Below are 26,790 nucleotides of genomic sequence, written 5' to 3'. Positions count from 1 at the left end.
AGTCAAACTCGGGCTAATTGTTCTGTGAAATATTTAAATTTAAAATCAAGAAAGAAAGGATGGGTAAACCGTATTTGCTGAACTGAATACGGGCAGAGAACTGCGTGAAAAAGATAAACTGTCTAGCATCTGCGATGCTTCGTCAGTTTCCTATTTTTACTTTGTTCTCTGTCGCTATCCTAAATATACAATAAAGAAAGGTAGAGCGTGTGTTCAAATTTGAACACGAGCGGAAACTTTTCTAGAAATTCAGAAAGGAAGGGGAGTTCGGTTTTGAATTGAACTCGGACTGTTCTCTTCTATATCATAAAAATTAAGAAAGAAAGGAATTGAACCCACCCTAAAAGCAGTGGGAAAAAGATAGTTGGTCTAGCGAGCATCGCTCACTGCACCAAACTCCTATTTTCCCTTCGCTTTTTGACGGGTTTGGTATCTTATATTATGTCTATCCATATTGCTGCTCAGCAGGGTGAAATTGCTGATAAAATTCTTCTTCCTGGGGATCCTCTTCGTGCTAAGTTTATTGCGGAGAATTTCCTTGAAGATGCTGTTTGTTTTAACGAAGTGCGGAACATGTTTGGCTACACTGGTACGTACAAGGGTCACCGTGTATCGGTCATGGGAACTGGGATGGGAATGCCGTCCATTTCTATCTATGCCCGTGAGTTGATTGTAGACTACGGAGTGAAGAAATTGATTCGTGTGGGAACTGCGGGTTCATTAAATGAAGATGTTCATGTCCGTGAATTGGTTTTGGCGCAAGCAGCTGCAACCAACTCAAACATCATCCGCAATGACTGGCCACAGTATGATTTCCCACAAATCGCTAGCTTTGATTTGCTTGACAAGGCCTACCATATCGCTAAAGAACTCGGTATGACAACCCACGTTGGGAACGTCTTGTCATCTGATGTCTTTTACTCAAACTACTTTGAAAAGAACATCGAACTTGGTAAATGGGGAGTTAAAGCTGTGGAAATGGAAGCAGCAGCCCTCTACTACTTGGCTGCCCAACACCACGTCGATGCACTTGCTATCATGACCATTTCTGATAGCTTGGTCAATCCAGATGAAGACACCACTGCAGAAGAACGCCAAAATACCTTCACCGATATGATGAAGGTTGGTTTGGAAACCTTGATTGCAGAGTAAAATGTAAACGAAAATCCTGATTTCACTTGAAATCAGGATTTTTTCATAGATGCGATTTTTTCTGGATCTGGTGTAACGCGGAGGGTCTTTTGTCCTGTGTAGGTTACAAAGCCAGGTTTTCCACCAGTTGGTTTGTTGAGTTTCTTGACTTCAATCATATCCACTTGAACTAGATTTGACAAACGCCCTTTGGAGAAGTAGGCAGCTAGTTCAGCTGCATCTGTCTTGACTTCATCAGATGGATCAAGATTTCCTGAGATGACGACGTGGCTTCCAGGGATGTCCTTGGCATGGAACCAAAGTTCCTCCTTGCGGGCCATTTTAAAGGTCAACTCTTCATTTTGAAGATTGTTTCGACCGACATAGATGATGGTCTTGCCATCGCTCGCCAGATACTGTTCTGGTTTTTTGCGTTTCTGAATTTTCTCGCGTTGGCGTCTTCTAATGAAGCCTGTTTGGATCAATTCTTCACGGATTTCAGCGATTTCTTCCAGTCCAGCTTGGTTGAGTACGGTTTCGACACTTTCTAGATAAAGAATGGTGGCCTTGGTTTCTTCGATCAACTCAGTCAGGTATTTGACAGCTTCTTTGAGCTTCTGATAGCGTTTAAAGTAGCGTTGAGCATTCTGGCTGGGAGTCAAGGCCTTATCAAGCGCAATGGTGATAGGTTGGTTGGTGTAGTAGTTGTCCAAGGTAACCTGATCTTGGTCATTAGGCACTTGGTGGAGGAAGGTTGTCAGCAATTCCCCTTTTTGGCGAAATTCCTCAGCATTGTCTGTCGCTAGTAACTCTTTTTCTTGTTTTTTTATCTTATGACGATTTTTTTGAAGTTCATTTTCAACACGGCGAATGAGCTCACTGGCTTGCTGTTTGACGCGATCGCGCTCTGCCTTATCTTTGTAATAGGTATCCAGAAGATCAGAGAGACTGGCAAAAGGCTCTCCCACCTGATTTGCAAAAGGAACTGGGCTGAAAGAAGTCTCCGTTAGGAAAGGCTTGGTTTCTTGCCCGAAGAAGTTTCGGAAAGTAGACAGTTTATCACTGACAAGAATGTTTTCCAATTCATTTGCCGTATCACGTCCTAGACCTTGAAAGAGACTTTGAAGATTTTTTGCTGTTAGTTCCTGTGTTTGCAGGATTTCAAAGAGCTTTTCATCCTTGACGGTAAATGGATTGAGAGACTCGGTACTTGGCGGAGCGATATAGGTCGAACCTGGAAGTAAGGTACGGTAGCTATTTTGTGAAAAGCCGACGTGTTTGATGACTTCGAGGATTTTATGGCTACTTTTATCGACAAGGAGAATATTGCTGTGTTTGCCCATGATCTCGATAATCAAGGTAGCTTGGATATGATCTCCAATTTCGTTTTTATTGGAAACCGTGATTTCCACAATACGGTCATTTTCCACTTGCTCGATCGACTCAATCAGGGCACCCTGCAAATACTTTCTCAAAACCATGATAAAAGTGGAAGGTTGGGCTGGATTTTCAAAGGTTGTTTGGGTCAGCTGGATGCGACCAAAAACGGGATGAGCAGAGAGGAGCAGGCGATGGCTTTGGCGATTGCTGCGGATTTGCAAGACCAATTCTTGTTCAAAAGGTTGATTGATTTTCTGGATGCGACCATTGACTAACTCTCTTCGCAATTCCTCAATCATGTGGTGTAAAAAAAATCCGTCAAATGACATCGTTCTCTCCTTGTGATTGTATTCCATAGTATTATATCAAAAAGGTAGAATAAAATCATGGAAATGTGGTATAATAAAGCCAAGTAAAGAGAATCGAGAAGTACATGTATATTGAAATGGTAGATGAAACTGGTCAAGTTTCACAAGAAATCTTGCAACAAACCCAAGAAATTTTGGAATTTGCAGCCCAAAAAATAGGAAAAGAAGACAAGGAGATGGCAGTCACTTTTGTGACCAACGAGCGTAGCCACGAACTCAATCTGGAGTACCGTGATACAGATCGTCCGACAGATGTCATCAGCCTTGAGTATAAACCAGAGTTGGACATTGCCTTTGATGAAGAAGATTTGCTTGAAAATCCTGAATTGGCAGAGATGATGTCTGAGTTTGATGCCTATATTGGGGAACTGTTCATCTCTATCGATAAAGCGCATGAGCAGGCTGAGGAATACGGTCACAGCTTTGAGCGTGAGATGGGCTTCTTGGCAGTACACGGCTTTTTACACATTAACGGCTACGATCACTACACTCCGGAAGAAGAAGCGGAGATGTTCGGTTTACAAGAAGAAATTTTGACAGCCTATGGACTCACAAGACAATAAACGAAAATGGAAAAATCGTGACCTTGTATCCAGTTTAGAATTTGCCCTTACAGGAATTCTGACTGCCATTAAGGAAGAACGCAATATGCGAAAACATGCAGTGACGGCTCTAGTGGTCATTCTTGCAGGTTTTGTTTTTCAGGTGTCACGAATCGAATGGCTCTTTCTCCTAATGAGCATTTTCTTGGTAGTAGCCTTTGAGATTATTAACTCTGCTATCGAAAATGTGGTGGATCTAGCCAGTCACTATCACTTTTCTATGTTGGCAAAGAAAGCCAAGGACATGGCAGCTGGTGCCGTGCTTGTGGTTTCCCTTCTTGCCGCAGTGATTGGTGCACTTATCTTTCTCCCACGCATTTGGGATTTACTATTTTAAACAATAAGAGGAAATTATGACATTTAAATCAGGCTTTGTAGCCATTTTAGGACGTCCCAATGTTGGGAAGTCAACCTTTTTAAATCACGTTATGGGGCAAAAGATTGCTATCATGAGTGACAAGGCGCAAACAACGCGCAATAAAATCATGGGGATTTACACCACGGATAAGGAGCAGATTGTCTTTATCGACACGCCAGGGATTCACAAGCCTAAGACAGCTCTTGGAGATTTCATGGTGGAATCTGCCTACAGTACTCTGCGTGAAGTGGATACTGTTCTATTCATGGTGCCAGCTGATGAGCCACGTGGTAAGGGCGACGATATGATTATCGAGCGTCTGAAAGCTGCCAAGGTTCCTGTGATTCTGGTGGTGAATAAGATTGACAAGGTTCATCCAGATCAGCTTTTGGCTCAAATTGATGACTTCCGTAATCAAATGGACTTTAAGGAGATTGTTCCTATCTCAGCCCTTCAGGGAAATAACGTTTCTCGTCTAATTGACATCCTCAGTGAAAATCTAGAGGAAGGTTTCCAGTATTTCCCAGCTGATCAAATCACAGACCATCCTGAGCGTTTCTTGGTTTCAGAAATGATTCGTGAGAAAGTCTTGCACCTAACTCGAGAAGAGATTCCTCACTCAGTTGCAGTGGTAGTTGACTCCATGAAGCGTGATGAAGAGACAGACAAGGTTCACATCCGTGCAACCATCATGGTGGAGCGTGATAGCCAAAAAGGCATTATCATCGGAAAAGGTGGTGCTATGCTCAAGAAAATTGGGACCATGGCCCGTCGTGATATTGAACTCATGCTAGGAGACAAGGTCTTTCTAGAAACTTGGGTCAAGGTCAAGAAAAACTGGCGTGATAAAAAACTAGATTTGGCTGACTTTGGCTATAATGAAAAAGAATACTAAGTAGAGGTGGGCTCATGCCTGCTTCTTGTTTTTACAGAAGGAGGATTTATGCCTGAATTACCAGAGGTTGAAACGGTTCGTCGTGGCTTAGAAAAATTGATTTTGGGAAAGAAGATTTCTAATATAGAGATTACTTATCCTAAGATGATCAAGACAGATTTGGACGAGTTTCGAAAGGAAGTGCCTGGTCGAGTAATTGAGTCAATAGGACGCCGTGGGAAATATTTGCTTTTTTACCTGAAAGACAAGGTCTTGATTTCCCATTTGCGGATGGAGGGCAAGTATTTTTACTATCCGGATCAGGTTCCTGAACGCAAGCATGCCCATGTTTTGATTCATTTTGAGGATGGAAGCACTCTTGTATATGAGGACGTGCGCAAGTTTGGTACCATGGAACTGCTTGCCCCCGACCTATTGGACGCCTACTTTGTTTCTAAAAAATTAGGACCTGAGCCAATAGAGCAGGACTTTGATTTGCAGTCCTTCCAAGCTGCTCTAGCCAAGTCTAAAAAGCCTATCAAATCCCACCTCCTAGACCAAACCTTGGTCGCTGGTCTTGGAAATATCTATGTGGATGAGGTCCTCTGGCGAGCGCAGGTCCATCCAGCTAGACCTTCCCAGACTTTGACAGCAGCAGAAGCGTTAGCTATTCATGACCAGACCATTGCTGTTTTAGGACAGGCAGTTGAAAAGGGTGGCTCTACCATTCGCACCTATACCAATGCCTTTGGGGAAGACGGAACCATGCAGGACTTCCATCAGGTCTATGATAAGACTGGACAAGCATGTTCCCGCTGTGGCACCTTCATTGAGAAATTCCAGCTCGGTGGACGAGGAACTCATTTTTGTCCTCAGTGTCAAAGGAGGGACTGATGGGAAAAATCATCGGAATCACAGGAGGAATTGCCTCGGGTAAGTCAACTGTGACAAATTTCCTAAGAGAGCAAGGCTTTCGAGTGGTCGATGCTGACGCAGTCGTCCACCAACTACAAAAACCTGGTGGTCGTCTTTATCAGCTCTTAGTTCAGCACTTTGGACAGGAAATTATCCTTGAAAATGGAGAACTTAATCGCCCTCTCTTGGCTAGTCTCATCTTTTCAAATCCTGAGGAGCGAGAATGGTCTAAGAAAACACAAGGAGAGATCATTCGTGAAGAACTGGCAGCATTGCGAGATCAGTTAGCTCAGACAGAAGCTATCTTTTTCATGGATATTCCCCTACTTTTTGAACAGGGATATGCCAACTGGTTTGATGAAACATGGCTGGTCTATGTGGACCGAGATGTTCAGGTAGAACGTTTCATGAAACGGGATCATCTTTCTAAGGAAGTAGCAGAGTCCCGTCTTTCCGCCCAGTGGTCTTTAGCAGAAAAGAGAAAATTGGCAAGTCATATATTAGATAACAATGGCAGTCGTGATCAGCTTGTGGCTCAAGTAGTGAAGTTACTTGAAGGAGGCGATAGCTGTGCAAGAGATTAGTTGGAAAGAGAATCTTCGTGTCGCCTGGTTCGGTAGTTTTCTAACGGGCGCCAGCATTTCCTTGATCGTTCCTTTCATGCCTATCTTTGTGGAGCAGTTGGGAATTGAAGGAGACCAAGTTGCTTTTTATGCTGGATTAGCCATCTCAGTTTCGGCTGTTTCAGCAGCTCTAGTTTCTCCTATCTGGGGTATTCTTGCTGACAAGTACGGTCGAAAGCCCATGATGATTCGAGCTGGGCTTGCCATGACCATCACTATGGGAGGTTTGGCCTTCGTGCCAAATATCTATTGGCTACTCTTTCTGCGCTTGCTCAATGGTGTATTTACTGGATTCGTTCCCAATGCAACAGCCTTGATTGCTAGTCAGGTACCTAAAGATAAGTCGGGAGCGGCTCTGGGGACTCTATCTACAGGTGTAGTTGCGGGAACACTGACGGGCCCCTTTGTTGGAGGCTTTATTGCTGAAATTTTTGGCATTCGTAATGTTTTTTTATTGGTAGGCGCTTTCTTATTTTTAGCTGCAATCCTAACCATTTTCTTTATCAAGGAAGATTTTCAGCCAGTAGCTAAGGAGAAGACTATCCCAACGAAAGAAGTATTTTCTTCTTTCAAGTATCCTAGGCTTTTAGTGAATCTATTTTTGACGAGCTTTGTCATTCAATTTTCAGCTCAATCAATTGGCCCCATTCTAGCTCTCTATGTGCGGGACTTAGGACAGACTGAGAATCTCCTCTTTGTATCAGGACTAATCGTATCCAGCATGGGATTTTCTAGCATGATGAGTGCTGGAATTCTAGGAAAACTTGGCGATAAGGTAGGGAATCATAGATTGTTGGTCGCGGCTCAGATTTATTCCGTCATCATTTACCTTCTTTGTGCCCATGCAACCAGCCCCCTTCAACTTGGCTTGTATCGTTTTCTCTTTGGTCTGGGAACGGGAGCTCTCATACCAGGTGTCAATGCCCTTCTTAGCAAAATGACTCCAAAATCAGGTATTTCAAGGATTTTCGCCTTCAACCAAGTCTTTTTTTATCTCGGTGGAGTGATTGGACCTATGGCGGGATCCGCAGTTGCAGGATATTTGGGCTACCATGCTGTCTTTTATGCGACAGCAGCCTGTGTGGCTTTCAGTTGTTTATGTAACTTAGTGCAATTTAGATCATTATTAAAAGTAAAGGAAATCTAGTGCGAGTAAAAATCAATCTCAAGTGCTCCTCTTGTGGCAGCATGAATTATCTAACCAGTAAGAACTCCAAAACCCATCCAGACAAGATTGAGGTGTTAAAATATTGTCCAAAGGAAAGAAAAGTAACTTTACATCTTGAATCTAAGTAGAATTTATGGTAAAATAATAGGGATTTTAAGGAGTTTGATATGTATAACCTATTATTAACCATTTTATTAGTATTATCTGTTGTGATTGTGATTGCGATTTTCATGCAACCAACTAAGAACCAATCCAGCAATGTATTTGATGCCAGCTCAGGTGATTTGTTTGAACGTAGTAAAGCGCGTGGTTTTGAAGCTGTGATGCAACGTTTGACAGGTATTTTAGTCTTTTTCTGGCTAGCCATTGCCTTAGCATTGACGGTATTATCAAGTAGATAAGAAATGGGCAGGACTAGGTCTTTGCCTATTTTTATTTTTATACTCTTCAAAAATCAAATTCAAACCACGTCAGCGTCGGCTTGTCGTACTCCAGTACTGCCTGCGCCTAGCTTTCTAGTTTGCTCTTTGATTTTTATTGAGTATTAAATGATGTTTGAGAAGGTCTTACAGTAAAAGAAAATTAAAAAATCTAGAAAGAAAACATGAAAGATAAAATTAAAGAATATTTGCAAGAGAAGGGGCGAGTGACGGTAAATGACCTGGCTCAGGCTCTCGGAAAGGATGGGTCCAAGGATTTCCGTGAGTTGATTAAAACCCTGTCTCTGATGGAAAGAAAGCACCAGATTCGATTTGGAGAAGATGGCAGCCTCACCTTGGACCAGAAGAAGAAACATGAAATCACCCTCAAAGGGGTTTTTCATGCCCATAAAAACGGCTTTGGCTTTGTTACTCTAGAAGGGGAAGAGGACGATCTTTTTGTAGGAAAAAACGATGTCAACTATGCCATTGATGGCGATACAGTTGAGGTGGTCATAAAGAAAGTTGCTGACCGCAACAAGGGAACTGCTGCAGAAGCCAAAATTATTGATATCTTAGAACACAGCCTGACAACCGTTGTCGGTCAAATTGTTCTGGATCAGGAAAAGCCCAAGTATGCTGGCTATATTCGTTCCAAAAATCAAAAAATCAGCCAACCGATTTATGTGAAGAAACCGGCTATCAAGTTGGAAGGTACTGAAGTTCTCAAGGTCTTTATTGACAAATACCCAAGTAAGAAACATGATTTCTTTGTCGCTAGTGTGCTAGACGTGGTGGGGCACTCGACTGATGCTGGGATTGACGTTCTTGAAGTCTTGGAATCCATGGATATTGTTTCAGAATTTCCAGAAGCTGTTCTCAAGGAAGCAGAAAGTGTGCCAGAAGCTCCGTCTCAAAAGGATATGGGAGGTCGTCTGGACCTGAGAGATGAAATCACCTTTACCATTGACGGTGCGGATGCCAAGGACTTAGACGACGCAGTACACATCAAGCCTTTAAAGAATGGCAATATCGAACTCGGAGTTCACATCGCAGATGTTTCCTACTATGTGACCGAGGGTTCTGCCCTTGACAAGGAAGCCCTTAACCGCGCGACTTCTGTCTATGTGACAGACCGAGTGGTTCCAATGCTTCCAGAGCGTTTGTCAAATGGCATCTGCTCTCTCAATCCTCAAGTAGATCGCTTGACCCAGTCTGCTATTATGGAAATTGATAAACATGGTCGTGTGGTTAATTACACCATTACCCAAACAGTTATTAAGACGAGCTTCCGTATGACCTATAGCGCTGTTAATGATATCCTAGCTGGCGATGAGGAAAAGAGACGAGAGTTTAAGAAAATTGTTCCAAGTATCGAGCTCATGGCCAAGCTTCATGAAAGGCTAGAAAGCATGCGTGAGAAGCGTGGTGCCCTTAACTTTGATACCAGCGAAGCTAAGATCTTGGTGGATAAAAAAGGCAAGCCTGTGGATATCGTTCTTCGCCAACGTGGTATTGCTGAGCGGATGATTGAGTCCTTCATGTTGATTGCTAATGAAACGGTTGCCGAGCACTTTAGCAAGTTGGATCTACCTTTCATCTATCGAATTCACGAGGAGCCCAAGGCTGAAAAAGTTCAGAAGTTTATTGATTACGCCTCTAGTTTTGGTTTACGAATTTATGGAACTGCCAGTGAGATTAGCCAAGAGGCTCTCCAAGACATCATGCGTGCTGTTGAGGGAGAACCCTATGCGGATGTATTGTCCATGATGCTTCTCCGTTCTATGCAACAGGCTCGCTATTCTGAGCACAATCACGGTCACTATGGACTAGCCGCTAACTATTACACTCACTTCACCAGTCCTATTCGCCGTTATCCAGACCTTCTAGTCCACCGTATGATTCGGGACTATGGTCGTTCTAAGGAAATAGCAGAGCATTTTGAACAAGTGATTCCAGAGATTGCAACCCAGTCTTCCAACCGTGAACGTCGTGCCATCGAGGCTGAGCGTGAAGTCGAAGCCATGAAAAAGGCTGAGTACATGGAAGAATATGTGGGTGAAGAGTACGACGCAGTTGTATCCAGCATCGTCAAATTCGGTCTCTTTGTTGAATTGCCAAATACAGTCGAAGGTTTGATTCACATTACCAATTTGTCTGAATTTTATCATTTCAACGAGCGAGATTTGACTCTCCGTGGAGAGAAATCAGGAACAACCTTCCGTGTGGGACAGCAAATTCGCATTCAAGTTGAAAGAGCCGATAAGATGACGGGAGAGATTGATTTCTCTTATATTCCAAGTGAGTTTGATGTCATCGAAAAAGGCTTGAAACAAGCTGGGCGCAAAGACAGAGGTCATGGTTCAAGTCGTCGTTCAGACAAGAAGGAAGACAAGAGAAAATCAGGACGCTCAAATGATAAGTACAAGCATTCACAAAAAGATAAAAAGAAAAAAGGCAAGAAACCTTTTTACAAAGAAGTAGCTAAGAAAGGAGCCAAGCATGGCAAAGGGCGAGGGAAAGGTCGTCGCACAAAATAAAAAGGCGCACCACGACTATACAATCGTTGATACGCTTGAAGCAGGAATGGTGCTGACAGGAACGGAAATCAAGAGCGTTCGAGCTGCTCGAATCAATCTCAAGGACGGCTTTGCCCAAGTAAAAAATGGGGAAGTCTGGCTGAGCAATGTTCATATCGCCCCTTACGAAGAGGGCAATATCTGGAACCAGGAACCAGAACGTCGTCGTAAACTTTTGCTCCATAAAAAACAAATTCAAAAATTGGAACAAGAGACCAAAGGGACAGGAATGACCCTTGTTCCCCTTAAAGTCTATATTAAAGATGGTTATGCTAAACTCCTTTTAGGACTTGCTAAAGGGAAACATGACTATGACAAACGGGAGTCTATCAAGCGTCGTGAACAAAACCGCGACATCGCGCGTGTGATGAAAGCTGTCAACCAGCGTTAAGAAGAGGAAGTAAAATGGAAAAATTAATTGCCTATAAACGGATGCCCTTGTGGAATAAACAAACCATGCCTGAAGCTGTTCAGCAAAAGCACAATACTAAAGTCGGCACTTGGGGAAAAATTACTGTGTTGAAAGGGGCTCTCAAGTTTATTGAGTTGACTGAAGATGGTGAGGTTCTAGCTGAACACCTCTTTGAGGCAGGGGCTGACAATCCCATGGCGCAACCGCAAGCCTGGCACCGAGTAGAGGCTGCAACAGACGATGTAGAGTGGTACTTGGAATTTTATTGTAAACCTGAGGATTATTTCCCTAAGAAATACCAGACTAATCCAGTCCATTCAGAGGTCCTAGAGGCTATGCAGACGGTGAAACCTGGAAGAGCCTTGGATTTGGGTTGTGGTCAGGGGCGTAACTCTCTCTTTCTCGCACAGAATGGTTTTGATGTGACAGCTGTGGATCAAAATGAATTGTCCCTTGAAATCTTGCAAAGCATTGTGGAACAAGAGGATCTAGACATGCCTGTCGGACTTTATGATATCAATTCTGCCAGTGTTAGCCAAGACTATGATTTTATCGTTTCAACAGTTGTTCTGATGTTCCTACAAGCGAACCGCATTCCAGCTATTATCCAAAATATGCAGGAGCACACCACGGTCGGTGGTTACAATCTTATCGTCTGTGCCATGGATACAGAGGATTATCCTTGCTCAATCAACTTCCCATTCACTTTTAAAGAAGGGGAGTTGGCGGACTACTACAAGGATTGGGAATTGATTAAGTACAATGAAAACCCAGGACATCTGCACCGTCGTGATGAAAATGGTAATCGCATTCAACTACGCTTTGCGACTATGCTAGCCAAGAAAATCAAGTAAATCAAATCTTTACAAGCGAATAGAAACCACTTTGCAAGGTTTCTATTCGTTTTTGTTTGCGTTGGTTGATTGGGACGAGCAGGATTTTATGCTATACTAGAAGTAGGAAATCAGAGCATTAGAACTGTATTGCTGATACTCTCAGCGCAAGAAAGTCTTTATGATGGAGGTGGTCGAATGACGAGTCTTTTGGTGGAATTATATGATCGGCATGTATTGGAAAAGAATGTCTACCAAGCCTTTATCAGTGATTGTGACGAGATTCTTTTTCTATCTTTGACAAAAATAAGTAATGAAGAGAAAGTTTCTCTCCGTCAGTTTATCATGGATGAGGTACCTCATATCCAACGAGTGACCTTTCGTCAGTTATCCTTAGAACAACTAGCGGACCAGTTAGATTATTGCCTAGCAGGTTACGACCAAGTCCTTCTCGATGTTTTTGGTGGGGATTCGCTACTAGCCTTATCCCTCTATCAATACGGCTTGGATCGCCATCTTCCCATCGTTGCCATGGATGTCGAGCGAGGAAAACAATACAAGTGGGTAGCCGGCCAGTTGGAAAAAGAAGACTTGGACATTCCAACCCTAAGCATCCAACAGTTGATAGCCTTGCGTGGTGGAAAAATGCTCAAATCAAAACGCCCTATCCACTCAGTTCAGCAAATTGCAGCCATCAAAAAACTAGCCAGCTCCGCCATTGCCAATCCTGCCCACTGGTATCAAGTGACCCAATTTTTCTCTCTAGCTAAGACCAATGACCTGCATACTGAGACAGAAAAGATACTGGAAAACAATGGCAGGTATTATCACTATCCAAAATCCCTTATTCCTTTACTTGTGGAAGCAGGGATGCTTTGTATTGAAAGCGAGGACAAGAAACGAGTAGCATACAGCTTTCCAAGTCAAGAAGCTCAAGTCTTTTGCCGCAATAAGGGACATATTTTAGAGGTATATCTCTATCTCTTGGCGCTTGAATCTCAGCTGTTTGATGAGTGCATGATAGGCGGTGAGATTGATTGGAATGGCATCTTTCCAGAGGCAGACAATGTCCAAAATGAGATTGATGTTATTCTAAGAAAGGGGCGCTCGATTACCTTTATCTCATGCAAGATGACAGATTTATCAGTTGAAGCCATCAACGAACTAGAAGTCTACGCCAATCATTTTGCTGGGGAGAGTTGCCTCAAGTTGATTGTTTGTACTGGAAAAATCAATCCAGCTTATGCCAATCGCTGCCAAGAATACGGCGTGCTGGTCATTAGAAGTGAGCAGATTCCCAATCTCATTCCCATGCTAAAAAAATATTCTAAGAGACAAAAAAGATAAGAAATAATATCATGAAAGGCTGGGATTCCAGTCTTTTTTTTCTTCTTTTTCGAATAAATGAGAAAAGGAGGTAGACCATGTTTGTAGCCAGAGATGCCAAGGGGAATTTGGTAAATGCCCTCGAAAAAGATGTGACCAAGCAAGCTTATACTTGTCCAGCCTGTGGAGGCGGACTACGGTTACGCCAAGGACAGAGTATTCGAACGCACTTTGCCCATGAAAGGTTAAGAGATTGCATCGCTATATTCGAGAATGAAAGTCCAGAACACTTGGGCAACAAAGAGGCCCTTTATCACTGGGCCAAGAAAGACTGTCAGGTTGCCCTAGAGTACGCTCTTCCCGAGATCCAGCAGATAGCGGATGTTCTTGTCAATGAGAAACTAGCTCTGGAGGTTCAGTGCAGCCCCTTGTCTCAAAAGCTTTTAGGTGATAGAAGCCAAGGATACCGTAGCCAAGGATATCAGGTTATCTGGCTACTGGGAGAAAAACTCTGGTTAAAAGAGCGATTAACACAATTGCAAAGGGGATTTCTCTATTATAGTCAAAATATGGGTTTCTATGCTTGGGAACTAGATCTCAAAAAGCAAGTTTTGAGACTGAAATATCTTCTGCATCAGGATCTACGTGGCAAGCTTCATTTTCAGGTCAAGGAATTTCCCTATGGCCAAGGAAATCTCTTGAAAATTCTACGATTTCCTTATCAAAAACAAAAACTGCCTCGTTTTGCAGTTGTGCAAGATTCCACTATTTGTCACTACATTCGCCAGCAGTTGTACTACCAAACGCCTTACTGGATGAAAAAACAGGCGGAGGCTTATCAACTAGGAGACAATCTATTAAACCGTCAACTGGACGACTGGTATCCCCAAGTCAGACCAATAGAAGCAGGAGATTTTTGTCAAATTGACCAAGATATAAGTAGCTATTATAAAGAATTTTTCGGTTACTATCAAAAAAATCCGAAAAATAATCGCCAAAAGCTCTATCCGCCAGCCTTTTATCACTTATATTTCTCGAAAAATGTGGTAAAATAAAAAGGATGGAGGAATCTTATGGTATTACAACGACATGAAATAAATGAAAAAGATACATGGGATCTTTCAACAATCTACCCAACAGACCAAGCTTGGGAAGAAGCCTTGAAAGATTTAACTGAAAAAGTACAAACAGCGTCCCAGTATGAGGGGCATCTCTTGGATAGCGCAGACAGTTTGCTTGAGATCACAGAATTCTCACTCGACTTGGAACGCCAAGTTGAAAAGCTTTATGTCTATGCGCATATGAAAAATGACCAGGACACGCGTGAAGCTAAGTATCAAGAGTACTATGCTAAGGCAATGACCCTATACAGTCAGTTAGAACAAGCCTTTTCATTCTATGAACCTGAGTTTATGGAGATTAGCCAAGAGCAGTATGCGGCCTTCCTAGAAGCTCAGCCAAAACTCCAAGTTTACAAGCACTTTTTTGACAAGCTCTTGCAAAAGAAAGACCATGTTCTTTCGCAACGTGAGGAAGAATTGCTTGCTGGAGCAGGAGAAATCTTTGGCGCTGCTAGTGAAACTTTTGCTATTTTGGACAACGCGGATATTAGCTTCCCATATGTCCTTGATGACGAAGGCAATGAAGTGCAACTCTCACACGGTACTTACATTCGCTTGATGGAGTCTAAAAACCGTGAAGTGCGTCGTGGTGCCTATGAAGCCCTTTATGCGACATATGAGCAATTCCAACACACTTATGCTAAGACTTTGCAGACAAATGTTAAGGTGCAAAACTACCGAGCAAAAGTTCGCAACTATAAGAGTGCTCGCCATGCAGCCCTCGCAGCCAACTTTGTTCCAGAAAGTGTCTACGACAATCTAGTTGCAGCAGTTCGCAAGCATTTGCCACTCTTGCATCGTTACCTTGAACTTCGTTCTAAAATCTTGGGGATTTCTGACCTCAAGATGTACGATGTCTACACACCACTTTCGTCAGTAGATTACAGCTTTACCTACGAAGAAGCCTTGAAAAAGGCAGAAGAAGCTTTGGCAGTTTTAGGTGACGACTACTTGAGCCGTGTCAAACGTGCCTTCAGCGAGCGTTGGATTGATGTCTATGAAAACCAAGGCAAGCGTTCTGGTGCCTACTCTGGTGGTTCTTACGATACCAATGCCTTCATGCTTCTCAACTGGCAGGACAATCTAGACAATCTCTTTACCCTTGTCCATGAAACAGGTCACAGTATGCACTCAAGCTATACTCGTGAAACCCAACCTTATGTTTACGGAGATTACTCTATCTTCTTGGCTGAGATTGCCTCAACGACTAACGAAAATATCTTGACAGAGAAATTGTTGGAAGAAGTGGAAGACGACGCAACGCGCTTTGCTATTCTCAATAACTTCCTAGATGGTTTCCGTGGAACAGTTTTCCGTCAAACTCAATTCGCTGAGTTTGAACACGCCATCCACCAAGCAGATCAAAATGGAGAAGTCTTGACCAGTGATTTCCTCAATAAACTCTACGCGGACTTGAACCAAGAGTACTACGGACTCAGCAGGGAAGACAATCCTCAGATCCAATACGAGTGGGCACGCATTCCACATTTCTACTATAACTACTATGTTTATCAGTATTCAACTGGTTTTGCAGCTGCTTCAGCCTTGGCTGAGAAGATTGTCCATGGTAGTCAAGAAGACCGTGACCGCTATATCGACTACCTCAAGGCAGGTAAGTCTGACTATCCGCTCAATGTCATGAGAAAAGCGGGAGTGGATATGGAAAAAGAAGACTATCTCAACGATGCCTTTGCAGTCTTTGAACGCCGCTTGAACGAGTTTGAAGCCCTTGTTGAAAAATTGGGACTAGCTTAAGATGGTAGAGTCTTATAGTAAAAACGCCAATCACAATATGCGACGTCCCGTCGTCAAGGAAGAAATCGTAGAACTCATGCGACAGCGTCAAAAGCAGGTGACAGGTTCCTTGAAAGAATTGGAGACCTTCGCTCGCAAGGAAAACATTCCCATCATTCCTCATGAAACGGTTGCTTATTTCCGTTTTCTAATGGAAACCATGCAACCTAAGAATATTTTGGAGATTGGAACGGCAATTGGCTTTTCTGCCCTCCTGATGGCGGAACATGCGCCAGATGCTAAGATTACAACCATTGACCGTAATCCTGAGATGATTGGCTTTGCCAAGGAAAACTTTGCTCAGTTTGACAGTCGTCAGCAAATCACTCTTTTAGAGGGAGATGCAGTCGATGTTTTATCAACTCTGACAGAAACTTATGACTTTGTCTTTATGGATTCGGCCAAGTCCAAGTATATCGTCTTTCTGCCTGAAATCCTTAAACATTTGGAAGTCGGTGGAGTAGTGGTCTTGGATGATATTTTCCAAGGAGGAGATGTTGCCAAGGACATCATGGAAGTTCGCCGTGGTCAACGCACCATTTATCGAGGTTTGCAAAGACTTTTCGACGCAACTTTGGACAATCCAGGTCTAACAGCAACTCTAGTTCCACTTGGGGACGGCATTCTCATGCTACGAAAGAATCTAGCAGAAGTAGAGCTTCCTGAGAGCGAATGATTTTCAGAAAAATTTAAGAAATTATAGTAAAATAGATAAGGTAACACTTACCGTAAAAGGAGTAAAAATGAAGAAAAAACTTATGGCAGGAGCCATCACACTTTTATCAGTAGCAACACTTGCAGCTTGTTCAAACAGTTCTGAAGGAAAAGATTTGATCAGCATGAAGGGCGATGTGATTACAGAGCATCAATTCTTTGAAGAAGTAAAGAACAATCCAACTGCACAACAAGTCTTGCTCAATATGACCATCCAAAAAGTATTTGAACAACAATATGGATCAGAAGTAACGGATAAAGATGTAGATGATGCTGTTGCTGAAGAACAAAAGAAATACGGCGATAGCTACAACAGCGTGCTTCAACGTGCAGGTATGACACCTGAGACTCGTAAAGCTCAAATCCGTACCAGCAAATTGGTTGAATTGGCAGTTAAGAAGGCTGCAGAGAGTGAGTTGACAGACGAAGCCTACCAAAAAGCTTTTGAGTCTTACACACCAGATGTAACAGCTCAAATCATCCGTTTGGATAATGAAGACAAGGCAAAAGAAGTACTTGAGAAAGCCAAAGCAGAAGGTGCAGATTTTGCTCAGTTGGCAAAAGACAACTCTAACGACGACAAAACAAAAGAAAATGGTGGAGAAATCACTTTTGACTCTGCTTCAACAGAACTTCCCGAACAAGTTAAGAAAGCAGCCTTTGCCTTGGATGTGAATGGGGTTTCTGATGTGATTACAGCTACTGGGACACAAGCCTACAGCAGTCAGTTCTACATCATCAAAGTAACGAAGAAAACAGAAAAATCTTCTAATATAGAGGATTACAAAGAAAAATTGAAGACCATTATCTTGACTCAAAAACAAAATGATTCAGCCTTTGTTCAAGGAGTAATTGGTAAAGAATTGCAAGCAGCAAACATCAAGGTTAAAGACCAATCATTCCAAAACATCTTCACCCAATACATCGGTGGTGGTGACTCAAGCTCAAGTAGCAGCTCTTCATCTAACTAAGAAAGCAAAAAACAAATCTCAAAAGAGATTTGTTTTTTTATACCTGATACTGGAAAATGAGTAAAATTCGAAGGATTAAAGGATAAGAGTTTTTTTCTTTCTGAAAAAGTGGTATAATAGCAATCAAAACTAGAAAATAAAACGGAATTGGGAACAGAAGCGTCTGTTCCTATTAGAGTGGTGAAATATGAAAATTAGTAAAAGGCACCTACTAAACTATTCCATTTTGATTCCTTACTTCCTTTTATCGATTTTGGGGCTGATTGTGGTATATTCGACAACGAGTGCAACCTTGATCGAAGAAGGAAAAAGCGCTTTTCAATTGGTGCGAAACCAAGGGATCTTCTGGATAGCTAGTTTGATTCTGATTGCCTTAATCTATAAATTAAAATTAGGTTTCCTAAGAAACGGACGTCTCATCTTTATCGTAATGATTGTGGAGATGGTTCTTTTAGCTCTTGCACGACTGGTCGGAACACCTGTCAATGGAGCATACGGATGGATTTCTGTAGGACCTGTAACGATTCAGCCTGCAGAGTACCTTAAGATTATCATCATCTGGTACCTGGCACATCGATTTTCAAAACAACAAGATGAGATTGCGGTTTATGACTTCCAGGTTTTGACACAGAATCAGTGGCTACCTCGAGCTTTTAACGACTGGCGTTTTGTTCTGCTGGTTCTGATTGGTAGCTTGGGAATTTTCCCAGATTTGGGAAATGCGACCATCTTGGTCTTGGTGGCGCTCATCATGTATACCGTAAGTGGGATCGCCTATCGTTGGTTCTCGACCATTCTGGCTCTCTTGGCAGGGAGCTCAATGTTAGTCTTGTCTGTCATTCGCTTTGTTGGGGTTGAAAAGTTCTCTCAAATTCCTGTATTTGGTTACGTTGCTAAACGTTTTAGTGCCTTCTTTAATCCCTTTAATGACTTGGCGGGTGCAGGACACCAGCTCGCAAATTCCTACTATGCAATGGTAAATGGAGGCTGGTTCGGACTGGGACTAGGGAATTCCATCGAGAAGCGTGGTTATCTGCCAGAAGCCCATACGGATTTTGTCTTTTCGATTGTCATCGAGGAGTTTGGATTCGTTGGAGCCAGTATGATTTTGGCTTTACTCTTCTTCTTGATTTTGCGAATCATCTTGGTTGGTATTCGAGCAAAGGATCCCTTTAACTCCATGGTTGCTATTGGTGTCGGAGGAATGATCCTTGTTCAGGTCTTTGTCAATATTGGTGGGATTTCAGGGTTGATTCCTTCTACAGGGGTAACCTTCCCCTTCCTTTCACAAGGTGGGAACAGTCTATTGGTATTATCCGTGGCCATCGCGCTTGTACTGAACATTGATGCAAGTGAAAAACGTGCCAAACTTATCAGAGAATACGAGAATCAAACCGATGAAAATCTGTAAGGATTGAATGGAAAGGAAAGTATATGTCTCTTCAAAAATTAGAAAACTATAGTAATAAAGCAGTCGTCCAAGAAGAAGTCTTGATTCTGACTGAGCTATTAGAAGATATCACAAAAAATATGCTGGCGCCAGAAACCTTTGAAAAGATTATCCAGTTGAAGGAATTATCAACTAGCGAGAATTATCAAGGGTTAAATGACCTAGTGACCAGTCTTTCGAATGAAGAAATGATTTACATTTCACGCTATTTCTCTATCCTTCCACTTTTGATTAATATCTCTGAGGATGTGGATTTGGCCTATGAAATCAATCACCAAAATAATGTGGACCAAGACTATCTAGGGAAACTATCTACAACGATTAAGATGGTAGCTGAAAAAGAAAATGCAGCCGAAATTTTAGAAAAGTTAAATGTCGTTCCTGTCTTGACCGCCCATCCAACGCAAGTACAACGCAAGAGTATGCTGGATTTGACCAACCATATCCATACGCTTTTGCGCAAGTACCGTGATGTCAAACTCGGTTTGATTAATAAAGAAAAATGGCACACGGATCTCCGTCGTTATATTGAAATTATCATGCAAACGGACATGATTCGTGAGAAGAAATTGAAAGTAACCAACGAAATCACCAACGTGATGGAGTATTACCAAAGTTCTTTCCTGAATGCTGTTCCGCGTTTAACGGCTGAGTATAAAAAATTGGCTAAAGAACAAGGTATCGAGCTCCAACATCCAAAACCAATTACTATGGGGATGTGGATCGGAGGAGACCGTGATGGAAATCCTTTCGTAACAGCGGAAACTCTTAACAAATCAGCCTTGACTCAGTGCGAAGTCATCATGAACTACTATGATGAAAAGATTTATAATCTTTATCGTGAATTTTCACTGTCAACCAGCATCGTGAATGTCAGCGACAAGGTTCGTGAGATGGCGCTGAAGTCACAAGATAACTCCATTTATCGCGAAAAAGAACTCTATCGTCGTGCCCTCTTTGACGTCCAAGCTAAGATGCAGGCAACCAAGGCTTATCTCATTGAAGACAAGGACCTTCAACCTAGATATGCCACTGCAGATGAATTTTATCAAGATTTGTTGGCCATTCGCGACTCTCTCCTTGAGAACAAAGGAAAATACCTGATTTCAGGAGAATTTGTCGAGTTGATGCAAGCTGTCGAAATTTTTGGTTTCTACCTTGCTTCTATTGATATGCGCCAGGATTCTAGTGTTCACGAAGCCTGTGTGGCTGAATTGCTAGCATCAGCTGGTATTAACGACCATTATAGCGACCTTTCTGAAGACGAAAAATGTACCCTCCTCTTAAAAGAGTTGGAAGAAGACCCTCGTATCCTCTCAGCGACTCATGCTGAAAAGTCAGAACTGCTTGAAAAAGAACTCTCTATCTTTAAAGCTGCGCGCAAGTTGAAGGATAAACTGGGTGAAAATGTTATTCGTCAAACCATCATTTCGCACGCAACCAGTGTATCCGATATGTTAGAGCTAGCCATTATGCTTAAGGAAGTCGGCTTGGTGGATGCCCAAAAAGCCCGCGTTCAGATTGTTCCTCTCTTTGAAACGATTGAAGATTTGGATCACTCAGAAGAAACCATGAGAAGATATTTCTCTCTTCCTTTGGCTAAAAAATGGATTGCTTCAAAAGACAACTACCAAGAAATCATGCTTGGCTACTCTGATAGTAACAAAGACGGTGGTTACCTATCCTCATGTTGGACTCTCTATAAAGCGCAACAACAACTGACTGCTATTGGGGATGAATTTGGCGTTAAGGTTACTTTCTTCCATGGTCGTGGTGGTACTGTGGGTCGTGGTGGTGGACCAACTTATGAAGCCATCACATCTCAACCGCTCAAGTCTATTAAGGACCGTATCCGTCTGACTGAGCAAGGAGAAGTCATTGGAAATAAATACGGTAACAAAGATGCTGCTTATTACAACCTTGAAATGTTGGTTTCTGCAGCCATTAACCGTATGATTACCAAGAAGAAGAGTGATACCAATACGTCAAATCGTTACGAAGCCATCATGGATCAAGTAGTAGACCGTAGTTATGATATCTACCGTGATTTGGTCTTTGGAAATGAACATTTCTATGACTATTTCTTTGAATCAAGTCCAATCAAGGCTATTTCCAGCTTCAATATCGGTTCGCGTCCAGCAGCTCGTAAGACCATCACTGAAATCGGTGGTTTGCGTGCTATCCCTTGGGTTTTCTCATGGTCACAAAGCCGTGTCATGTTCCCTGGATGGTACGGAGTTGGATCAAGCTTTAAAGAGTTTATAGATCAAGATCCGAAGAATATCGAGTTTCTTCGAGATATGTACCAAAACTGGCCTTTCTTCCAATCTTTGCTTTCCAATGTAGACATGGTCTTGTCTAAGTCTAATATGAACATTGCTTTTGAATATGCCAAGCTCTGTGAAGACGAAGAAGTACAAGCTATCTACTACACTATTTTAGATGAATGGCAGTTGACTAAGGACGTTATTTTAGCTATCGAAGGTTATGACGAACTCTTGGCAGAAAACTCTTACCTAAAAGACAGTCTAAACTATCGTATGCCTTACTTTAATATCCTGAACTACATCCAGTTGGAGTTGATCAAACGTCAACGTCGCGGCGAATTGTCGGCTGACGAAGAAAAACTGATTCATACAACTATCAACGGAATTGCAACTGGTTTGCGTAATTCAGGCTGATATTCTACAAACTTCCTCTTTTATAAAGGGGAAGTTTTTGAATTGTTTAAAAAATTCTAAAAATAAGCTTGACAAGTAGTTGAAAAATGATATAATTTAAACATTCAGAAAGTAATCATACTCATTTTTTAGAGAGTCTGTGGTTGGTGAAAGCAGATAGATGAAAGTGATGAAATTGGGCTGAATGTACTTAAGAATTTGAAATCATAAAAATTCGGTGAGCACACCTTACAGTGCAACTCGTTATTGCGAGAAAGAGCGATAGGGATATTCCCTATAATTGAGGTGGCACCGCGCATCGACGTCCTCACACAAGTTTTTTGTGTGAGGACTTTTTCTATGAGGAGGAAAGATATTGGAATTTAAACGATGGCATCGCTTGATGATGTGATTTAAAAAATTAAGGTAAAAGAATTAAGGAGAAAGAAAAATGAAAAATAAACGTTTGATTGGAATTGTCGCTGGATTAGCAGTATTGGTGGTGGCTAGCTTGATTTATTCATCAATGAACAAGCCAGCAGCTAAGGAAGAGCAAAAGGTTGCTAAGGTTGGTGTCCTTCAATTTGTTAGTCACCCATCCTTGGACTTGATTTACCAAGGAATTCAAGATGGACTAGCTGAAGAAGGCTATAAGGACGACCAAGTAAAAATCGACTTTATGAACTCTGAAGGCGATCAGAGCAAGGTTGCAACCATGAGTAAACAATTGGTAGCAAATGGAAACGATGTAGTTGTTGGGATTGCAACACCAGCAGCTCAAGGACTTGCAAGTGCTACTAAAGATCTACCAGTTATCATGGCTGCTATTACAGACCCAATCGGTGCTAACTTGGTCAAAGATTTGAAAAAACCAGGTGGCAACATAACAGGGGTATCAGACCACAACCCTGCTGAACAGCAAGTGGAATTGATTAAAGCTTTGACACCAAATGTCAAAACAATCGGCGCTCTTTACTCAAGTAGCGAAGATAACTCAAAAACACAGGTAGAAGAATTCAAGGCTTATGCTGAAAAAGCAGGTTTGACAGTCGAAACATTTGCTGTTCCATCAACAAATGAAATTGCTTCAACAGTTAATGTCATGACAAGTAAGGTCGATGCGATTTGGGTTCCAATTGACAACACCATTGCATCAGCATTCTCAACAGTTGTTTCAAGCAACCAAACAGCTAAAAAGCCAATCTACCCAAGTGCTACTGCCATGGTAGAAGCAGGTGGATTAGCATCTGTAGTAGTTGACCAACACGATCTTGGAGTGGCTACTGGTAAAATGATTGCCAAAGTTTTGAAAGGTGAAAAACCAGCTGATACGCCAGTTAATGTCTTTTCAACTGGTAAGTCAGTGATTAACAAAAAACTAGCGCAGGAACTTGGTATCACCATTCCTGAGTCCGTTCTAAAAGAAGCAGGACAAGTGATTGAATAAAGATAAAGGAGGAGCTGGACACATCTCCTCCCATTTTTACTAAAGAAAGAAATGAGTGAAAGATTATGATAGTATCCATTATTTCTCAGGGGATGGTCTGGGCGATTTTAGGTTTGGGAATCTTTATGACTTTTCGAATTTTGAATTTCCCTGATATGACTACTGAAGGTTCTTTTCCTCTTGGGGGAGCAGTAGCTGTAACCTTGATAACACAGGGAGTCAATCCGTTTTTAGCGACCTTAGCTGCAGTAGGAGCGGGCTGTCTAGCTGGAATGGCGACAGGTCTCTTATATACCAAAGGAAAAATCCCAACTCTCTTATCAGGGATTTTAGTCATGACTTCCTGCCATTCCATCATGCTCATGATTATGGGGCGTGCCAATCTGGGGCTTCTTGGAACCAAGCAAATTCAGGATTTCTTGCCTTTCGATTCAGACCTTAACCAACTCCTGACTGGATTAATCTTTGTAGCTCTTGTTATTGGTCTCATGCTCTTTTTCCTTGATACCAAACTAGGTCAGGCCTACATCGCTACAGGTGACAATCCTGATATGGCTCGTAGCTTTGGTATCAATACGGGACGTATGGAACTCATGGGTTTGGTTCTCTCAAATGGGATTATCGCGCTTGCAGGGGCCTTAATTGCTCAACAAGAAGGATACGCGGATGTTTCTCGAGGAATTGGCGTGATTGTCGTAGGGCTTGCTAGCTTGATTATTGGTGAGGTTTTGTTCAAGAGTTTGACCCTGGCAGAGCGACTCATGACCATCGTCGTAGGGTCTATTGCTTATCAATTCCTCGTTTGGGGAGTGATTGCTCTTGGGTTTAATACAAGTTATCTTCGTTTGTACAGCGCCTTGATTTTGGCAGTTTGCCTCATGATTCCAACCTTCAAAAGCAAATACCTGAAAGGAGTCAAGTTTAGCAAATGACAGCAATTGTAGAATTAAAAAATGCTACCAAGGTCATCACAAATGGCTTTGACGAGGAAAAAATCATTCTGAATGATGTTTCTCTTGAAATTTTCGAACATGATTTCATTACCATCCTAGGGGGAAATGGAGCTGGGAAGTCAACGCTTTTTAACACGATTGCAGGTACCTTACCTTTAACAAGTGGGAGTATCCGTATCATGGGCGAGGATGTGACGCATTTTTCACCTGAAAAGCGGGCTAAGTACTTGTCTCGTGTCTTTCAGGATCCTAAGATGGGGACGGCTCCCCGTATGACGGTGGCGGAAAATCTCTTGATTGCCAAGTTTCGTGGTGAGAAGAGAGGACTCCTTCCTAGAAGACTTTCAAGCCATCGGGAAGAGTTTCAGACAACCATTGAAAAAGTGGGAAATGGTCTTGAAAAACATCTCGACACTCCGATTGAGTTTCTTTCAGGTGGTCAACGTCAGGCCTTGAGTCTCTTGATGGCAACCTTGAAGCGACCAGAGTTGCTCTTGTTGGATGAACACACAGCAGCTCTCGACCCAAAGACCAGTGTTGCTTTGATGGAGTTAACAGATGACTTTGTTAGCAAGGATCATCTAACAGCCTTGATGATTACCCACCATATGGAAGATGCACTGAAGTATGGCAATCGTCTGATAGTCATGAAGGAGGGTCGTATCATCCAAGACCTCAATAAAGAAGAAAAAGCCAAGATGAAAATTTCAGACTACTATCAATTATTTGAATAGATGAGCCTGTATTTCATCAAAAAATAGTGAGGATTAACTTAGAAACATGAAAGTGTTTCTGAGTTTTTTATCTCCTCTTTCTATCTAGAAAAATAAGGCAAAGAGAATTACGGAAAGCGTATGAAATGGTTTACTTTTTTTCAGAAATAAGCTATACTAGTTTACGTGAAACTATGATAAGATGGAGGTATTGTGTATGGTTGACAAGCAAGTCATTGAAGAAATCAAAAACAATGCCAACATTGTGGAAGTCATAGGTGATGTGATTTCTTTACAGAAGGCTGGACGGAACTATTTAGGGCTCTGTCCTTTTCATGGTGAAAAGACCCCCTCTTTCAACGTTGTGGAAGACAAGCAGTTTTATCACTGTTTTGGCTGTGGGCGCTCAGGAGATGTCTTTAAGTTCATCGAAGAATACCAAGGCGTGTCCTTCATGGAAGCCGTTCAGCTCTTAGGAGAGCGCGTCGGTATTCAACTAGCTATGCCTGTTCAGTCTCGTCCCCAACAAGCTTCCCCTCATCAAGCTCTATATGATATGCATGAAGAAGCTGCCCGTTTTTACCATGCCATCCTCATGACGACAAAGATGGGAGAAGAAGCAAGGGCTTATCTCTACAAACGCGGATTGACAGACGATGTTCTGAAGCACTTCCAGATTGGACTGGCTCCAGCAGAGAGAACTTATCTCTATCAACGTTTGGCTGACAAGTTTGAGGAAAAGGATTTATTGGATTCGGGCTTGTTTTATCTGTCAGATGGTAATCAATTTTATGATACTTTTTTTGGACGGATCATCTTTCCTTTGACTAATGACAAGGGGCAGGTTATTGCATTTTCAGGTCGTATCTGGCAAGAAACGGACAGTCAGACTGCCAAATATAAAAATAGTCGCTCGACTGCAATTTTTAACAAGAGTTACGAATTGTATCATTTGGACAAGGCAAAAAAGGGAACAGGTAAGATTACAGAGCTCTATCTGATGGAAGGCTTCATGGATGTGATCGCAGCCTACCGTGCTGGTATAGAAAATGCTGTGGCTTCCATGGGAACAGCCTTAAGCAAGGAGCATGTTGATCACCTCAAACGCTTTACCAAAAAGATAGTTCTCAGCTATGATGGTGACAAGGCAGGGCAGGCAGCAACAGCCAAGGCTCTAGAGGAATTAAAAGACTTCTCAGTGGAGGTTGTTCGAGTACCTGATGCCATGGACCCAGATGAGTATTTGCAAAAGAATTCTCCTGAAGATCTGGCTTACCTTTTAACCAAGACTCGGATCAGTCCTATAGAGTTCTATATTCACCAGCTCAAGCCAGAAAATAGTGATAACTTGCAGGCGCAAATCGAGTTCATTGAAAAGATTGCACCCCTAATCGCCAAAGAAAAGTCTATCACTGCCCAGAATTCTTATATCCACATTCTGGCGGATAATCTACCTTCGTTTGATTACCAGCAGGTGGAACAGATAGTAAATGAAAGTCGCATTGTTCAGAGGCAGGAAAGAGTCAAAGAGGAGCAACCTCCAGCAGCGATTAGTTTACCTGTAACGCGGCAACTGACAGCAGTCATGAGAGCAGAGGCTCATCTCCTCTATAGGATGGCTGAGAATCCAGTTGTTCTAAATGACTACCGATTAAGAGAAGATTTTTTCTTTGATACCCCAGAATTTCAGATTCTTTACGAATTATTAAGTGAGCAGGGAGAAATCGGCTCAGAGGAGCTTTCTCATCAGACGCCTGAGGTTGAAAATGCTTGGTACCACGTGCTTAGCTTGGATTTGCCAGTTGAGATATCGCCTCAAGAGCTAGCGGAAGTCGAAGCGACTCGAAACCGTGCCCTCCTCAGCAAGGACAACTTAAGAATTAAAAAGAAAGTGCAGGAAGCTAGCCATGTAGGAGATACAGACACAGCCTTGGAAGAATTGCAACGATTGATTTCCCAAAAGAGAAGAATGGAGTAAT

24 protein-coding genes and 1 other annotated feature are annotated in these 26,790 nt (G+C 42.3%); of the genes, 23 read left to right on the top strand and 1 reads right to left on the bottom strand.

Features of this window, described 5'->3' with window-relative positions:
• The first annotated feature begins 441 nt into the window (after positions 1 to 441).
• Positions 442 to 1,152 (top strand): purine-nucleoside phosphorylase, encoded by a 711-nt coding sequence (deoD, locus tag HMPREF2991_RS01150; RefSeq protein ID WP_000022091.1) that lies wholly within the window; start codon positions 442 to 444, stop codon positions 1,150 to 1,152.
• 32 nt (positions 1,153 to 1,184) lie between these two features.
• On the opposite strand, the gene pavA is transcribed toward deoD, so the two are convergent.
• A complete protein-coding gene (pavA, locus tag HMPREF2991_RS01145) occupies positions 1,185 to 2,840 on the bottom strand; it encodes an Rqc2 family fibronectin-binding protein PavA (RefSeq protein WP_070568783.1) in 1,656 nt (551 codons plus the stop codon).
• 104 nt (positions 2,841 to 2,944) lie between these two features.
• On the opposite strand from pavA, the gene ybeY reads away from it, so the two are divergent.
• The 22 genes from ybeY to dnaG all read left to right on the top strand — a co-directional run bounded on the left by ybeY (position 2,945) and on the right by dnaG (position 26,789).
• A complete protein-coding gene (gene ybeY / locus HMPREF2991_RS01140) occupies positions 2,945 to 3,442 on the top strand; it encodes an rRNA maturation RNase YbeY (RefSeq protein WP_000275169.1) in 498 nt (165 codons plus the stop codon).
• A complete protein-coding gene (locus HMPREF2991_RS01135; protein WP_061409093.1) occupies positions 3,423 to 3,818 on the top strand; it encodes a diacylglycerol kinase family protein in 396 nt (131 codons plus the stop codon). Before ybeY ends, HMPREF2991_RS01135 begins: the two co-directional genes overlap by 20 nt.
• Before the next feature lie 16 nt (positions 3,819 to 3,834).
• Positions 3,835 to 4,734, top strand: coding sequence for a GTPase Era (gene era / locus HMPREF2991_RS01130; protein WP_000143274.1), 900 nt, complete (start codon positions 3,835 to 3,837; stop codon positions 4,732 to 4,734).
• A 48-nt stretch (positions 4,735 to 4,782) separates the two neighbouring features.
• Positions 4,783 to 5,607 (top strand): DNA-formamidopyrimidine glycosylase, encoded by an 825-nt coding sequence (mutM, locus tag HMPREF2991_RS01125; protein ID WP_070568780.1) that lies wholly within the window; start codon positions 4,783 to 4,785, stop codon positions 5,605 to 5,607.
• Positions 5,607 to 6,212, top strand: a complete 606-nt coding sequence (coaE, locus tag HMPREF2991_RS01120; RefSeq protein ID WP_070568778.1) for a dephospho-CoA kinase — start codon at positions 5,607 to 5,609, stop codon at positions 6,210 to 6,212. The genes mutM and coaE overlap by 1 nt, the downstream gene beginning before the upstream one ends.
• A complete protein-coding gene (locus HMPREF2991_RS01115) occupies positions 6,199 to 7,398 on the top strand; it encodes a multidrug efflux MFS transporter PmrA (RefSeq protein WP_049479715.1) in 1,200 nt (399 codons plus the stop codon). Before coaE ends, HMPREF2991_RS01115 begins: the two co-directional genes overlap by 14 nt.
• The gene (gene rpmG, locus HMPREF2991_RS01110) at positions 7,398 to 7,547 is read left to right on the top strand and encodes a 50S ribosomal protein L33 (protein ID WP_007519517.1); all 150 of its coding nucleotides are present in this window, start codon (positions 7,398 to 7,400) and stop codon (positions 7,545 to 7,547) included. The genes HMPREF2991_RS01115 and rpmG overlap by 1 nt, the downstream gene beginning before the upstream one ends.
• A 39-nt stretch (positions 7,548 to 7,586) precedes the next feature.
• On the top strand, positions 7,587 to 7,820 hold the full coding sequence (gene secG / locus HMPREF2991_RS01105) for a preprotein translocase subunit SecG (RefSeq protein WP_000282517.1): 234 nt from the start codon (positions 7,587 to 7,589) through the stop codon (positions 7,818 to 7,820).
• A 203-nt stretch (positions 7,821 to 8,023) separates the two neighbouring features.
• The gene (gene rnr / locus HMPREF2991_RS01100; RefSeq protein WP_000653281.1) at positions 8,024 to 10,378 is read left to right on the top strand and encodes a ribonuclease R; all 2,355 of its coding nucleotides are present in this window, start codon (positions 8,024 to 8,026) and stop codon (positions 10,376 to 10,378) included.
• Positions 10,341 to 10,808 (top strand): SsrA-binding protein SmpB, encoded by a 468-nt coding sequence (gene smpB, locus HMPREF2991_RS01095; RefSeq protein WP_001051742.1) that lies wholly within the window; start codon positions 10,341 to 10,343, stop codon positions 10,806 to 10,808. The genes rnr and smpB overlap by 38 nt, the downstream gene beginning before the upstream one ends.
• 14 nt (positions 10,809 to 10,822) lie before the next feature.
• The gene (tehB, locus tag HMPREF2991_RS01090; protein ID WP_000413062.1) at positions 10,823 to 11,683 is read left to right on the top strand and encodes an SAM-dependent methyltransferase TehB; all 861 of its coding nucleotides are present in this window, start codon (positions 10,823 to 10,825) and stop codon (positions 11,681 to 11,683) included.
• 177 nt (positions 11,684 to 11,860) lie between these two features.
• Positions 11,861 to 13,009 (top strand): PDDEXK family nuclease, encoded by a 1,149-nt coding sequence (locus tag HMPREF2991_RS01085; protein ID WP_070568775.1) that lies wholly within the window; start codon positions 11,861 to 11,863, stop codon positions 13,007 to 13,009.
• Between the two features lie 77 nt (positions 13,010 to 13,086).
• Positions 13,087 to 14,043, top strand: coding sequence for a competence protein CoiA (locus tag HMPREF2991_RS01080; RefSeq protein ID WP_070568772.1), 957 nt, complete (start codon positions 13,087 to 13,089; stop codon positions 14,041 to 14,043).
• Positions 14,044 to 14,061: 18 nt separating this feature from the next.
• Complete coding sequence (gene pepF / locus HMPREF2991_RS01075; RefSeq protein ID WP_070568769.1) at positions 14,062 to 15,864, top strand: oligoendopeptidase F; 1,803 nt, start codon at positions 14,062 to 14,064, stop codon at positions 15,862 to 15,864.
• 1 nt (position 15,865) lies between these two features.
• Positions 15,866 to 16,579 carry an O-methyltransferase gene (locus HMPREF2991_RS01070; RefSeq protein WP_083303894.1) on the top strand — a complete coding sequence of 238 codons (714 nt, stop codon included), beginning with the start codon at positions 15,866 to 15,868 and terminating at the stop codon, positions 16,577 to 16,579.
• Between the two features lie 67 nt (positions 16,580 to 16,646).
• A complete protein-coding gene (gene prsA / locus HMPREF2991_RS01065) occupies positions 16,647 to 17,588 on the top strand; it encodes a peptidylprolyl isomerase PrsA (RefSeq protein WP_000728082.1) in 942 nt (313 codons plus the stop codon).
• 187 nt (positions 17,589 to 17,775) lie between these two features.
• Positions 17,776 to 18,999, top strand: a complete 1,224-nt coding sequence (gene ftsW, locus HMPREF2991_RS01060) for a cell division peptidoglycan polymerase FtsW (RefSeq protein WP_000703342.1) — start codon at positions 17,776 to 17,778, stop codon at positions 18,997 to 18,999.
• Positions 19,000 to 19,022: 23 nt separating this feature from the next.
• Complete coding sequence (ppc, locus tag HMPREF2991_RS01055; protein WP_070568766.1) at positions 19,023 to 21,719, top strand: phosphoenolpyruvate carboxylase; 2,697 nt, start codon at positions 19,023 to 19,025, stop codon at positions 21,717 to 21,719.
• 96 nt (positions 21,720 to 21,815) lie between these two features.
• Positions 21,816 to 22,031 (top strand) — a binding site (T-box leader).
• 118 nt (positions 22,032 to 22,149) lie between these two features.
• Positions 22,150 to 23,145, top strand: a complete 996-nt coding sequence (gene trpX, locus HMPREF2991_RS01050) for a tryptophan ABC transporter substrate-binding protein (protein ID WP_070568763.1) — start codon at positions 22,150 to 22,152, stop codon at positions 23,143 to 23,145.
• A 65-nt stretch (positions 23,146 to 23,210) separates the two neighbouring features.
• Positions 23,211 to 24,077, top strand: a complete 867-nt coding sequence (locus HMPREF2991_RS01045) for an ABC transporter permease (RefSeq protein WP_070568760.1) — start codon at positions 23,211 to 23,213, stop codon at positions 24,075 to 24,077.
• A complete protein-coding gene (locus HMPREF2991_RS01040; protein WP_049505730.1) occupies positions 24,074 to 24,832 on the top strand; it encodes an ABC transporter ATP-binding protein in 759 nt (252 codons plus the stop codon). The genes HMPREF2991_RS01045 and HMPREF2991_RS01040 overlap by 4 nt, the downstream gene beginning before the upstream one ends.
• A gap of 196 nt (positions 24,833 to 25,028) precedes the next feature.
• Positions 25,029 to 26,789, top strand: coding sequence for a DNA primase (gene dnaG / locus HMPREF2991_RS01035; RefSeq protein WP_070568758.1), 1,761 nt, complete (start codon positions 25,029 to 25,031; stop codon positions 26,787 to 26,789).
• Position 26,790: the final 1 nt, after the last annotated feature.

Origin of the sequence: Streptococcus sp. HMSC072D07, assembly GCF_001814835.1 — a bacterium.
Lineage (GTDB): Bacteria > Bacillota > Bacilli > Lactobacillales > Streptococcaceae > Streptococcus.
This window is presented reverse-complemented; position numbering and strand designations above follow the sequence as displayed.

Coding starts and splice junctions, on each gene's coding strand:
- deoD (WP_000022091.1), top strand. CDS start 442: ATGTCTATCCATATTGCTGCTCAGCAGGGTGAAATTGCTGATAAAATT.
- pavA (WP_070568783.1), bottom strand. CDS start 2,840: ATGTCATTTGACGGATTTTTTTTACACCACATGATTGAGGAATTGCGA.
- ybeY (WP_000275169.1), top strand. CDS start 2,945: ATGTATATTGAAATGGTAGATGAAACTGGTCAAGTTTCACAAGAAATC.
- HMPREF2991_RS01135 (WP_061409093.1), top strand. CDS start 3,423: ATGGACTCACAAGACAATAAACGAAAATGGAAAAATCGTGACCTTGTA.
- era (WP_000143274.1), top strand. CDS start 3,835: ATGACATTTAAATCAGGCTTTGTAGCCATTTTAGGACGTCCCAATGTT.
- mutM (WP_070568780.1), top strand. CDS start 4,783: ATGCCTGAATTACCAGAGGTTGAAACGGTTCGTCGTGGCTTAGAAAAA.
- coaE (WP_070568778.1), top strand. CDS start 5,607: ATGGGAAAAATCATCGGAATCACAGGAGGAATTGCCTCGGGTAAGTCA.
- secG (WP_000282517.1), top strand. CDS start 7,587: ATGTATAACCTATTATTAACCATTTTATTAGTATTATCTGTTGTGATT.
- rnr (WP_000653281.1), top strand. CDS start 8,024: ATGAAAGATAAAATTAAAGAATATTTGCAAGAGAAGGGGCGAGTGACG.
- smpB (WP_001051742.1), top strand. CDS start 10,341: ATGGCAAAGGGCGAGGGAAAGGTCGTCGCACAAAATAAAAAGGCGCAC.
- tehB (WP_000413062.1), top strand. CDS start 10,823: ATGGAAAAATTAATTGCCTATAAACGGATGCCCTTGTGGAATAAACAA.
- HMPREF2991_RS01085 (WP_070568775.1), top strand. CDS start 11,861: ATGACGAGTCTTTTGGTGGAATTATATGATCGGCATGTATTGGAAAAG.
- HMPREF2991_RS01080 (WP_070568772.1), top strand. CDS start 13,087: ATGTTTGTAGCCAGAGATGCCAAGGGGAATTTGGTAAATGCCCTCGAA.
- pepF (WP_070568769.1), top strand. CDS start 14,062: ATGGTATTACAACGACATGAAATAAATGAAAAAGATACATGGGATCTT.
- HMPREF2991_RS01070 (WP_083303894.1), top strand. CDS start 15,866: ATGGTAGAGTCTTATAGTAAAAACGCCAATCACAATATGCGACGTCCC.
- prsA (WP_000728082.1), top strand. CDS start 16,647: ATGAAGAAAAAACTTATGGCAGGAGCCATCACACTTTTATCAGTAGCA.
- ftsW (WP_000703342.1), top strand. CDS start 17,776: ATGAAAATTAGTAAAAGGCACCTACTAAACTATTCCATTTTGATTCCT.
- ppc (WP_070568766.1), top strand. CDS start 19,023: ATGTCTCTTCAAAAATTAGAAAACTATAGTAATAAAGCAGTCGTCCAA.
- trpX (WP_070568763.1), top strand. CDS start 22,150: ATGAAAAATAAACGTTTGATTGGAATTGTCGCTGGATTAGCAGTATTG.
- HMPREF2991_RS01045 (WP_070568760.1), top strand. CDS start 23,211: ATGATAGTATCCATTATTTCTCAGGGGATGGTCTGGGCGATTTTAGGT.
- HMPREF2991_RS01040 (WP_049505730.1), top strand. CDS start 24,074: ATGACAGCAATTGTAGAATTAAAAAATGCTACCAAGGTCATCACAAAT.
- dnaG (WP_070568758.1), top strand. CDS start 25,029: ATGGTTGACAAGCAAGTCATTGAAGAAATCAAAAACAATGCCAACATT.